This is a genomic window from Paenibacillus sp. J2L1-98 (assembly GCF_056269405.1).
On record NZ_JBWDNW010000001.1, the window covers coordinates 638,416 to 650,110 of the forward strand.

Genomic DNA, 11,695 nt, shown 5'->3' on the forward strand with positions numbered 1-11,695 from the left:
CGAAACTATACCATACAAACCAAATTTGTTGCAAAAAAATACCGCTGCCATTTTCACAGGCCCGCGGTATTTGATCAAATATAAGCGTATTGTCTCATCTTAACTGATCGATTAACGTTCTTACCTTCGCAACAAACCGATCCGCATCCTCGGATGTGGCCATTACCGGACTATATTTCGCTTGCTCGAACCCGTCTAGCACCGACTTGAACTCATCGCGCAAACGCTTCGAGCTCTGCGACCATCGCAGCACGGCCTCCCGAAGCGTCTCATGCTCCTCGCGCTCCATACCGCGTTTCTTGCAAATGCGAAGCAGCTTCTGCGTCTCGAGAACGATCCGGTCATTTGAGGTGTAGGAACCATGGCGAAGCTTGCGCCACGATGCGATAAGCTTGTCGCGACGTGCGATAATCCATGCCGCAGCGGATACAATAAGCAAGGTCATGGAGCCCCAAGCCCAAAGCTTCGCATTCGAATTGCTCTCTGCCTGCCCCGGCTCTGCTGCCTCCTCAGCATCTGGATCAAGATCAGGCAATGCAGCCTCTTCTTCCTCCGCGACGGAGTATGGAAACGTGAAGCCTGCCGTAGCTTCGAATGGAATCCAGCCGAATCCTTCGAAGTAAATTTCCACCCAAGAGTGGGCATCGGAATTCCGAACCGTGTAGGTGCCGGCTCCGCTCGGATTTAAATCCTCCATAAATTCGCCTGGTGGCCCATAATCACTAGCCGGAAGCACACCTGGAGCAAAGCCCTTCACCCATCTGGCAGGCAGGCCAAGACTTCGCGCCATTACCGCCATCGAGGTGGAGAAGTAGTCGCAATAGCCTTCCTTCAGCTCAAATAAAAACTGATCAACAAAATCGGCAGACGACCCCGTAAGCTTCGATTCATCAGGCATGTTATTGTAATTAAAATTCAGCCTAAGGTACGTTTCCAGCAGCTTCGCCCTGTCATAGTCATTTGCAGCTTCGGCAGTTACTTTTTCCGCCAATTCGCGAACTCGCGCCGGCAATGTATCCGGCAATTGCAAGTAATAAGCGTTGCGCGAAGCTTTAGTTTCATCCGACCATCCGGCTTTGGCCGTTCTAAGAAGCTCCTCATCCAGAACAGGTACGGAAGAGGTAACCGAATAGGTTTGCGGATATTTGCGGTTTTTCATCGACCAGTTCAGCAGCCTAAGCTCACCCGATCCCGGTTCCCATACTAGGCCTGTGGGTAATGCAGCCTGATCATTGTCGATCCAATTCAACTTCGTTATAGGTGCGGCTGCGAACAAAACCGGATATACTTCCTTGCGGATCATCGTCACGATTTGATCCACCTTAATCGTACCTGCTAACGGCGGCTCGTCTTCTGCGGGAAAAATTTGACCCTTCTGAATACCGGTATTCACATTTCGGTCTTCTTCGGCATCGACATCCATCCATCCTTCTCCCGTGTAAAATGCTTTCGACTCCCCGCGCCAATAGCTGCGCTGCGAGGTCGAAACCGTCATCATCGGCGAATAGTCATACTCAAATCCGCCTCCAAGCTGTTTATCGCTTCTACTATAGCCTGAGCTTGCATTGCCGGCGCTGCCTTCCGATAATGGATCGGATCCTTTGTCGCCAAGAAATACCTGGACCTTCTCTCCCTTTGCTTCCTTCCAGATCGTATAAGGATCCTGCAGAAGCGGAGCTAACGACGGCATGTTTAGCCCCACTGTCATTAGCACGGCGAGTACGAGGGCAATCGGCAGTATTAATTGAAGCGGATATTCGATGAGTTCCTTCCAGCTGTGCGGATGATTGCGCTGCAGCCGCGACAGGTGGCTCATAACAAGCCATAGCAGTCCTATAAATACAACCATGCCCACTTCATCCCAAAGCCAGATCGGCGTAAAGGAATCTGCTATCGTCAGAAGCAGAATGCCTGCGCCAACGAACCCGAACATGCGAATCCGCGTAGTCGTCCATATGCCGAACAATACATGCAGCAGAAGCAGCGCCCCGCTGATCCAAATAAACGGTTGCAGCTGTACGGCATGCGCTTGAAGCCACCAAATCCATTCCTGCCAGCGCTGCGGTCTCGCCACGATCCAATCCATTCTGGCTAGCTGGGTTGTAATAAAAATGGCGGCAGATCCTTGAAACAAAAGCTTAAGAAACAGTCTGCGAAGCGGCAGCAAAACATCGATTGCCGCAGCTGCAATTAATGTGTTATAGGCGATGGCGTATGTTTCATCCCACCAGAAGCCTTCAAAGATGGAAATAGCATTCGAAAGAATAATGGCAATAAAAATAAATCTCAGCTTCTCATACCAGTCAGCTAACAAATATAAGCCAATCGATTTCAACACCCGTTTCACGCTATCCCGCTCCCTTCCAGTACGGCTGGGAGCTCTTGCAGCTGACGAATTTCGAAGACCGGCCAGCCCCGTTCGCGCATAACATGCTTCCATGAAGCTTGATGGCTCAGCCTATCAGCCGGGGACGAAATATGCAGCATGCAGGGCCTAATCCCTTTTCGGGACAGCCACTCCATGCTCCGGATCACATCAGCGCCGGTTTCGGGCGTAATAATAACGGCAAAGCTCCCAGGCTCCATCATAGAATCGGCCCGCTTCAGCGAAGAGTAAAGCGGCCGCGCGGCGTCAGCGTCAACAAAGGTTAAATGCTTCATCAGCAAATTGCGCTGCTCTATGCCTGATTTAGGCGAAATCATGGTCATCGTCTCGCCAATGGACAGTAAGCCCATCGCCGTATCGTCCTTCATTCCGTTTTCGAGCAGCGAAGCGGCGGCAGATACCGCTAATTCGAAGCGCGTCGCCAATTCGCCGTTATAACTGCCCGGATGACGATCAAGGATGATAACCGTACGCGGAAGCGATTCGCGCTCGAACGCTTTTGATTTCCACTCGCCGGTCTTCGCTGTCGCATTCCAATGCACGCGCGACAAACGATCGCCGTACAAATATTCGCGAACGCCGTTAATTTGCGTTGTTTCCTTCGCCGAGCGGGAAGCGATCGCATGGGAATAAGGGCCGCGAATACCGCGCTGGACGCCATTCCATTGCCTTAGCGGTACCGTCTGAGGCAGCACGCTAAATACGGTCTCGCTGCCGAACTCACCCGAATGCTCGAACAAGCCGAACACATCGTACGATATGCATTGTGTATTCGTAAACCGGTATTCCCCGCGCTGAAGCGGTTGCGTTTGGTAGGTTACCTGGCCGCTGCGTTTCCAATTGGGCACGAAAGAGGTCTCGAAGGCGACCCTTTGCCCATTATGACGCTGCAGCTGATCTCTAACGATGACATATGGAAGAGGATAATAGCCTGGAATTTTGACATGAAGGCTTACATCCAGCGAGCTGCCCGCCGATAAGCTCTGATCGAGTGCGGTTGCGCCAAGCGCCGTATAGGTGCGGCTTCCCGATACTTTGTTGATACCGCTCCACCGTCCCAGCACCAAATAAAAAAGCAATAAATTTAATATCATAAAAAGCATCACAGCGGTTTTGCCGCCTTGAAATAATAAATAAAAAAGACTGGTCAAATAAATAATTGCGACAAGCTGCCAACGAAGCTTCGTAGATTTGGTAGCTGTCATCAGACTAACGCTCCAGCCGAACCGGCACTTTCGTAGACTGGATCACCTGCGAGATAATATCTTCCGCTTTGAGGCCGTTCATTCTTGCTTCCGTCCGGAGAAGGAGTCTGTGCGAGAGAACGTATGGAGCAAGCGCCTTCACATCGTCCGGCGTAACGAACTGGCGCTGCTGGATATATGCGCTCGCTTTAGCAGCCCTCGCAAGCGCAAGCGCCGCACGCGGACTTGCACCGAGCATAATATTTGAATGCTCTCTGGTGCCCCTAATCAAACTTACCAAATATTTGCCTACAGCTTCATCGATGTGAACCCGCAGCACTTGATCCTGAATATGGATCATGTCTTTTATGTTTATCATGGGCTCAATTCGATCGGACGGATGTATTCCTTCATTAGATAGCACCATCCGCTGCTCATCGGATTCACTAGGGTAGCCAAGCGACAGCTTCATCATAAACCGGTCAAGCTGCGCCTCCGGCAGCGTGTAAGTCCCTTCAAACTCAATCGGATTTTGCGTAGCAAGGAGAACGAACGGACGGGGAAGCTCGTAAGTATCCCCATCAACCGTCACATGCCCTTCCTCCATCGCCTCCAGCAAAGCAGATTGCGTCTTCGTTGTAGCGCGGTTAATTTCATCTGCCAACAATATATTAGCCATTACAGGACCTGGGCGAAATAAAAAAGCTTCCTGTTTGGGATGATAAATGGAAACACCCGTAATATCGGTTGGAAGCAGGTCCGGATTACATTGAATGCGGCGAAATTGGCCGCCTATTGATTTTGCCAGCGCTTTCACTAATTGCGTCTTGCCGGTGCCCGGCACGTCTTCTAGAAGTACATGTCCGCCTGCAATAACAGCTATGAGCAGTCTCTGGATTTCTTCCTGTTTGCCAAGGATACAAGTTTCTAAGTTTCGTAGAATCGTAGCGCATAATTGCATGTCTGCAGGACGAATATCCATTTCATTCCCTCCCGAAATAACGCCAAAGTTCAAGTTCAATAGTACTATTTTACAGTACTTCCTTTACGGTGCACAAATTATTTCGCTACAAAAAAAATTGGAAGATCCCACAGGATCCTCCAGCTTGTCCGTTCTATAAGTTATCCTTTCGGCCTGACGACGAGCGCTGCCAGAAAGGAAAAAATAATAGCCGCCGATATGCCGGCGCTTGTCACTTTGAAGATGCCGGATATTACGCCGATCCAGCCTCGATCATGCAGCTCGGTCAATGCTCCGTGCACAAGCGCATTGCCGAAGCTTGTTATTGGAACGGTAGCTCCCGCTCCAGCGAATTTGATCAAAGGCTCGTATAAATCGAAACCGTCAATAATCGCCCCAATTACGACTAAAGTAGCCATCGTATGCGCCGGCGTCAGCTTGAACACATCGAACATGAGCTGACCGAGCACGCATATCGCTCCGCCGACTAGAAAAGCCCATAAAAAAATCATACCGTTACCCTCCTTTTGCGCTAATTGCCACCGCATGCGCTATGCACGGAATACTCTCGCCTTGCTGGAACGATAGCGGAGACAACAATGCGCCTGTTGCAACAACTAAAATCCGTTTCAATTCGCCTTTTTTGATGCGTTTAAGCAGATGCCCATAGGTCACGACGGCTGAACATCCGCAACCGCTGCCGCCAGCCTGTACTTTCTGCTTCTGTACGTCGTATACCATAAGGCCGCAATCGCCAAACACCGTATCATTCATCGGCACGCCGTTTTTGAGCAGCAGCTCCTTCGCAATGGGATGCCCTACGCCGGCTAAATCGCCCGTTACGATCAGATCATAATCGCCCGGCGAGCGGCCAGTATCGTTAAAATGGGCTTGGATCGTATCAACCGCTGCCGGAGCCATAGCCGCCCCCATATTAAAGGGGTCTGTAATTCCCAAATCAATAACCTTGCCAATGGTCGCGCATTCTACTACCGGACCTTCGCCTTTATTGGCAACGACTGCAGCTCCCGCGCCGGTGACTGTATATTGTGCGGTCGGCGGCTTCTGGGAGCCGTATTCTGTCGGGTAACGGAACTGTTTCTCCGCTGTACAGTTATGGCTGCACGTTCCGGCTAGCACCTGATTTGCCGCACCGGAGTTAACAAGCATCGAGGCGAGCGCTAACGTCTCCATTGAGGTCGAGCATGCGCCGAACACGCCGATATAAGGGACACCGAGCGAGCGCGCCGCAAAGCTGTTGCTTATGATCTGGTTCATTAAATCTCCGCCGATAAAAAATTGCAGCTGGTCCCGCTCGATACCGGCGTTCTGAATGGCAAATTCCGAGGCCTGCTCAATGAGAAGCCGTTCCGCCTTCTCCCAGCTTTTCTGCTGCATATCAAGCTCAGGGTGGACAAGATCAAAGTCGGCAGCGAGAGGCCCATCCCCTTCATCAGGTCCGACCACTGTTGCTTCACCGATAATAACCGGGCGGCTCTCAAACCACCATGTCTGTTTCCCGCGCAGCATATTACTGACCTCCAGTGCCAAGAATAAGATGGGCTATTCCAACGAAGAAAGCGGCGACCGTTCCGAATACGATAACCGAGCCTGCCAGCTTAAACATGTTGGCGCCAACGCCAAGAACGAGACCTTCGCTCCGGTGCTCCAATGCAGCTGAACACATGGAGTTCGCAAACCCTGTCACGGGGACGGCAGAACCGGCTCCAGCCCATTGCGCGATTTTGTCATAAACGCCAAGGCTCGTTAAAATAACCGATATCAGTATAAGTGTGGCAACTGTCGGATTGCTTGCCGCTTCCTCGCTCATTCCCATCAAATGCACATACAGCTCCTGAATGGTTTGTCCAAGCACGCAGATCGCTCCGCCGAAAACGAATGCCTTTAAGCAATTGCCGAGAACCGATCGCGGCGGCTCCATCGTTTTCGCGAAAGACTGATATTCCTTCGGCGACATCGTCATTTTTTTGTAGTTATGTTTGCTCTTGCTCTTAGTAGCCATTGCTGCAACCTCCTTTTCCGCTACGGCTTCTCCATATGTACGAACGCGAAGCTCCGTAACCGTTTTGCTTTCTTCTCGTTCATTATTTGTAATAGCAGGAAGCAATATTCCAGCAAAAAAAAGGATTGCCTCTGACTAAGCAGCTAGTCAAGGACAATCCTTTTCTCAAAAAAATATCGCTAACAATAAAATGACAAGCAGTACATACAATACGAGCACGAGTATGCTCAATAAATAGCGTTGCTGCTTCTTCGACACAAGCGCTGCTCCCCTCATACCGGGCATTTATCTACAGCATATGCCAAACACCCAGCATGGAAGCTTATCCTGTTCGATTTCATTAGGCAAATGTTACTGCTCGATTATCATAACGCCTTTGGCTGCTAAGCTGTAAGCGCCGCTAACCGTCCCGCCGGAGAGCAGCTCGGTTCGCGGCTGAGCTCCAAGCTGCAGCCCGGCTGCTTCCGTATTATGGTTCAAAATAAACGTAAACGATTTGCCGTCTTTGTTTCTGCGCGTAACCTCTACGCCGGGTGGAGCTGCAAGCAATGGCTCAATCCCTTTGTCCTTGCACAAATTCGCCATAAGTGACTGGAGAAATGGCCGGTCAGGGCTTGAAGCCAAATACCAAGCTTCTCCTTTGCCAAATTTATTGACGGTCACAGCCGGCATCCCCTTGTAGAAATCAGAGCCGTACTCCGCGACGACCTCAGCGCCTTCAGAGTGAATCAGGTCGCACAGCAGGCTGCATGTATAGGTTCCGCTGAGCGCCCCGACCGCCTTCCTCATGATCATTTGATTTTGCTGGCCTGGCAGCAGCGCATCGATTTCTTCAGCCCAAATACCGAGAACCTTGCGCAGCTTGCCCGGATAACCGCCGGTGGTGACAAGATCATTTTCATTTACGATGCCGCTGAAGAACGTCGTAATGAACGTGCCTCCGCGCTCTACGAACGCTTCAACTTTCTCCGCAAAGCCCGGCTTAATCATATACATAACCGGAGCAATAACAAGATCATATCGGTCCAGGTTCTCTTCCACGCTAATCATATCGGTTTGAACATTCAGCTCGAACAGCGCGTCATAATATTTGTGCACCTCGTCCACATATTTGAGCGCGATGCTTGGTCCGCTTGACAATTCGACTGCCCACCTGTTTTCCCAGTCGAATACGATAGCTGCTTTCGCGTCAATGCGCGAATCGAGCAGCTTATCCGAAAGACGGGTAAGCTCATGTCCCAGCTCCGCGCATTCGCGGAATACGCGGGTATGCTCATGACCAGCGTGCTCAATGACGGCGCCGTGATATTTCTCGCATGCGCCGATCGAGCGGCGCAGCTGGAAGAACATAACCGTATCCGCGCCATGCGCTACAGCCTGGTAGCTCCACAGCCGCATGACGCCCGGACGCTTAAGTGCATTGTAAGCCTGCCAGTTTTGCTGGCTTGGCGTTTGCTCCATGAGCATGAAAGGCTGCCCGCTCTTCAAGCCGCGCATTAATGCATGGGTCATCGCTGTAAAACTAACAGGAGTATCGATGGATGGGTAATTATCCCAGGAAACGACGTCGAGATGCTTCGCCCACTTAAAATAATCGAGCTCCGGGTATGTGCCCATCAGGTTAGTCGTTATTTGGATGTTAGGGGAATACTTCCGGATCTCGTCGTATTCTATTAAGTAGCAATCCAGCAGAGCATCCGATTGGAATCTGCGGTAATCAAGCGAAATGCTTTGGAAGTTGGTTCTGTTGCCGCCCCACTCCTCGCTCAGCGCGTTCGGCGGAACGATTTCATCCCATTCATAGAAGGTATGGCCCCAAAAGCTCGTATACCAGGCTTTATTCAATTGCTCAATCGAGCCGTAGCGTTTTTCCAGCCATGCCCGGAAAGCGTCGGCACAGTTATCGCAGTAGCAATAACCGCCGTATTCGTTGGAAATATGCCAAGCGACAAGCGCAGGGTGATCCTTATACCGCTCCGCTAATTTGCCTGCGATCAGCTTCGCGTATTTGCGGTATGTTGAACTGCTGGGGCAGGAATTATGACGTCCGCCAAATTTCCGCTTGCGGCCGTCGTAATCGACACGCGTGACATCCGGATATCGTTTGGCCATCCATGCCGGATGAGCGCCTGTGCTTGTCGCCAAGCAGACAGATATATGATCGCGATGCAATCTGTCTATTATTTTGTCCAACTCGTCAAAATCATACGTATCTTCGTTTGGCTGTATGCGGGCCCATGAGAACACATTAACTGTAGCAACGTCGATGTCCGCAAGCTTGAACATGCGAAGATCCTCTTCCATGATCTCGTCGTTCCACTGCTCGGGGTTGTAATCTCCTCCGTACCAAATTTTTGGAAGCTTTTGATGGATCATAATAATGCCGTTCTCCCTTCAATGATTTATAACGAGGGAAGAGAGCCCATGAAATGAGCTCTCTTCCTCCCTGCTTTTGCTAGTCTTATTTCGACCAAAGCTCTACGCGGTCCTGTACCATTTTTGTAAACTCGGCATTCAATTTCGCTACGTCTGCATCTTCAAGATCCTTCAAGAATGCATCGTAAACTTTATCGAAATCAGCCGGTTTAGCAAGAATCGCTTCCGGGATACGTTTCTTCATAATATCTTGCGTTTTTTGGAAAATAACGTTTGCTTGCGAACCCGTTTCGAAAGGAAGCGTCCAAGCTGCTCCGTATTTACGCTCTGGGAATGCATCGTCTGCAGGCCACAGATCTTTGTACGTTGTTGCGCCGTAAGCGGCAAGCGTTTTCTTGTCTTCTGCAGAGTAAGCCGTTTGAATTTGCTCAGGGAATGTCGTCGTGTAGTAGTTTCCGGACGGATCCTTCACGCCGTCGCCGTAACGGGCGGACAGCAAGTAGTTGCCGATACCCGTTGTTTTCTTGAATGTGTTGTTATCGTTTGATTTTTGTGCTTGAACGTCAGCAGGAATGACGCGTTTGCCGTCTACTACATTGTAGTGCTTGCCTTCGATACCCCAGTTGACAAGTACTTGGCCTTCATCGGAGGCAAGGTAATCAAGGAATTTAATTAAACGAACAGGGTCTTTAGCATCTTTCGTGATACCAATTCCGAAGCCCCCAATGTAACCCGTTCCTTGGAAGGAGTGATCTTGGTACTTATCGTTCAATGTTACAGGGAAACGAGCGTATGTCGAGCTAAACTTACCTTCAGCTTTCAACGCGTTCTCCGCATCGCCGTAATCCCAGTTTTGGTCAATCAGACCAAGAACGCGGCCGGATGCGATTTTCGCTTTGTATTGATCGTATTTTTGTACGAAGCTTTCTTTGTCAAGCAAGCCGATATCGTTCATATGGTTCAGCCAGCGAAAGTATTCTCTTTCTTCAGGCCGCTGGTAGTGCAAGATCGATTCATGCGTATCTTGGTTGATGGAAAATTCGCCATCATCCGGAGCGCCGGTTGCAATGGTCGCCGGGTTCGTTACGGAAATTAGAATTTGCCACTCGCCGCCGTTAAGCGACATCCCGATCGTTGGTTGGCCGTCTGCCGTTTTAGGATTTTTCTCGATGTAAGCTTTTATCGCTGCTTCATAGTCTTGAACCGTTTTGATTTCCGGGTAGCCGGCTGCTTCAAGCACTTGGTGCTGCAGTTGGAAACCGCCGCCTGCTTCAAAGTAGGTTTGGCCTACGCCAGCTTGTGGAAGTGTGTAGATTGCATCATCATCCTCGCTCCAGCGGAGACGGTTGAAATATTCGCCATAAACCTTTTTCAGGTTTGGACCGTATTCCTCGATCAATGGACGCAGGTCGATCAGTGCGCCGGCATCAACCAGTTTGCCTGCGCTGCCTTTTGGCATAACAATATCCGGATACTCATCGCTCGCTACCATAAGCGCGAACATATCGGAATCTGTACCGCCGACAGGGAATTCTTGTTTGATTGTAATTCCTGTTTTTTCAAGAATCACTTTACCTACTTCGGACTGCATATCGTCCCAGTTCGGGTTGTTATCGCCGGATGCCATACGGATTGTAATCGGCTCCACATTTTCCGGTTCATTTGCCGCATTCGTTGCGCCATTTGCCGTTCCGGTGTTCGTGCCGCCTTCATTATTCGAATTGCTGCATGCTGTGACGAATACGAATACAAGTGCCAACATCAAGCTCAGAGCCATTTGCATCTTTCTTTTCATTGCTTGAAAGCCTCCCTTTTTTTCTTGTGCGTCTGATGAACATGTATATAACAGGAAACCTGCTATTACCATAATTAGCTTTTTACTGCGCCAAGCGTCATGCCTTTGACGAAGTACTTTTGCAGAAACGGATACACCATAAGAATCGGCACCGTTACGACGATCGTAATCGCCATTTTAATAGACTCGGGCGAAACCGCAGCAATCGATTGCTGCGCGTTCGGGTCGCGATAATTGCTGCCCGTCTGCGTCGATAGAAGCACCTTCATCAGCTCGTACTGAAGCGTCGTATTCTCAGCGCTTCTGTTATTGAACAAGTAAGTGTCAAACCACGAATTCCAGTGTCCGACCGCGATAAACAAGGCGATTGTCGCGAGTACGGGCTGGCAGAGCGGAAGAATGATTTTCCAAAATATCGTCCAATCATTCGCGCCGTCGATTTTGGCTGATTCTTGAAGCGCGTAAGGAAGCCCGTCAATGTATGAGCGGACGACGAACACGTTCCAAACGCTCAAAATAGCTGGAATGATGTAAACCGCAAAAGTACCGACTAAGCCCAGGCTTTTCATGAGCAGGAAGCCGGGAATAAGACCGCCTGAGAAGTACATCGTAAGGGCGAATACGACCGACATCCATCTTCTCGCCTGGAAATCGGGACGGCTTAACGTGTAAGCCATCATGGATGCCGACACAACGCCGATCAATGTACCAAGCACCGTACGAATAACGGAGTTTTTAAAGCCTACCAGCAATCCATCGAAACCGAAAATCGTCTCATAGTTTTTCAACGTAAATTCACGAGGGTATATCGTTAAACCGCCTCTTACCGTATCCACCGAATCGTTGAATGATATCGCCAGTACATTTAAGAACGGATATAACGTAACAATAGCTACGACCGCCATGAATATATAGATAAATGTATCGAATACTTTATCGCCTGTACTTCGTCTAATCGTTCCTTGCATAT

9 protein-coding genes are annotated in these 11,695 nt (G+C 50.0%); all 9 read right to left on the bottom strand.

What is annotated here, in order from left to right; translation table 11 throughout:
- Positions 1–94: 94 nt before the first annotated feature.
- The 9 genes from AC0YNZ_RS03035 to AC0YNZ_RS03075 all read right to left on the bottom strand — a co-directional run bounded on the left by AC0YNZ_RS03035 (position 95) and on the right by AC0YNZ_RS03075 (position 11,693).
- On the bottom strand, positions 95–2,347 hold the full coding sequence (locus tag AC0YNZ_RS03035; protein ID WP_475825192.1) for a DUF4129 domain-containing transglutaminase family protein: 2,253 nt from the start codon (positions 2,345–2,347) through the stop codon (positions 95–97).
- The gene (locus tag AC0YNZ_RS03040) at positions 2,344–3,591 is read right to left on the bottom strand and encodes a DUF58 domain-containing protein (protein ID WP_475825193.1); all 1,248 of its coding nucleotides are present in this window, start codon (positions 3,589–3,591) and stop codon (positions 2,344–2,346) included. The genes AC0YNZ_RS03035 and AC0YNZ_RS03040 overlap by 4 nt, the downstream gene beginning before the upstream one ends.
- Positions 3,592–3,595: 4 nt before the next feature.
- Positions 3,596–4,552: an AAA family ATPase gene (locus AC0YNZ_RS03045; protein WP_475825194.1), complete on the bottom strand. Its 957-nt coding sequence runs from the start codon at positions 4,550–4,552 to the stop codon at positions 3,596–3,598.
- Positions 4,553–4,692: 140 nt separating this feature from the next.
- Positions 4,693–5,043: a stage V sporulation protein AE gene (spoVAE, locus tag AC0YNZ_RS03050; protein ID WP_110769347.1), complete on the bottom strand. Its 351-nt coding sequence runs from the start codon at positions 5,041–5,043 to the stop codon at positions 4,693–4,695.
- A 4-nt stretch (positions 5,044–5,047) separates the two neighbouring features.
- Entirely contained in the window at positions 5,048–6,061 is a 1,014-nt protein-coding gene (spoVAD, locus tag AC0YNZ_RS03055; protein WP_475825195.1) for a stage V sporulation protein AD, read from the bottom strand.
- Between the two features lies 1 nt (position 6,062).
- Positions 6,063–6,554 (bottom strand): stage V sporulation protein AC, encoded by a 492-nt coding sequence (spoVAC, locus tag AC0YNZ_RS03060; RefSeq protein WP_110769349.1) that lies wholly within the window; start codon positions 6,552–6,554, stop codon positions 6,063–6,065.
- A 351-nt stretch (positions 6,555–6,905) separates the two neighbouring features.
- Positions 6,906–8,930, bottom strand: a complete 2,025-nt coding sequence (locus AC0YNZ_RS03065; protein WP_475825196.1) for a beta-galactosidase — start codon at positions 8,928–8,930, stop codon at positions 6,906–6,908.
- A gap of 85 nt (positions 8,931–9,015) precedes the next feature.
- Positions 9,016–10,725: an ABC transporter substrate-binding protein gene (locus tag AC0YNZ_RS03070; RefSeq protein ID WP_475825197.1), complete on the bottom strand. Its 1,710-nt coding sequence runs from the start codon at positions 10,723–10,725 to the stop codon at positions 9,016–9,018.
- 74 nt (positions 10,726–10,799) lie between these two features.
- A complete protein-coding gene (locus AC0YNZ_RS03075) occupies positions 10,800–11,693 on the bottom strand; it encodes a carbohydrate ABC transporter permease (RefSeq protein WP_475825198.1) in 894 nt (297 codons plus the stop codon).
- Between the last annotated feature and the right edge of the window lie 2 nt (positions 11,694–11,695).

Bases quoted from the DNA above. Each gene is read 5' to 3' on its own strand.
- AC0YNZ_RS03040 (WP_475825193.1), bottom strand. From the start codon at position 3,591: ATGACAGCTACCAAATCTACGAAGCTTCGTTGGCAGCTTGTCGCAATT.
- AC0YNZ_RS03045 (WP_475825194.1), bottom strand. From the start codon at position 4,552: ATGGATATTCGTCCTGCAGACATGCAATTATGCGCTACGATTCTACGA.
- spoVAE (WP_110769347.1), bottom strand. From the start codon at position 5,043: ATGATTTTTTTATGGGCTTTTCTAGTCGGCGGAGCGATATGCGTGCTC.
- spoVAD (WP_475825195.1), bottom strand. From the start codon at position 6,061: ATGCTGCGCGGGAAACAGACATGGTGGTTTGAGAGCCGCCCGGTTATT.
- spoVAC (WP_110769349.1), bottom strand. From the start codon at position 6,554: ATGGCTACTAAGAGCAAGAGCAAACATAACTACAAAAAAATGACGATG.
- AC0YNZ_RS03065 (WP_475825196.1), bottom strand. From the start codon at position 8,930: ATGATCCATCAAAAGCTTCCAAAAATTTGGTACGGAGGAGATTACAAC.
- AC0YNZ_RS03070 (WP_475825197.1), bottom strand. From the start codon at position 10,725: ATGAAAAGAAAGATGCAAATGGCTCTGAGCTTGATGTTGGCACTTGTA.
- AC0YNZ_RS03075 (WP_475825198.1), bottom strand. From the start codon at position 11,693: ATGCAAGGAACGATTAGACGAAGTACAGGCGATAAAGTATTCGATACA.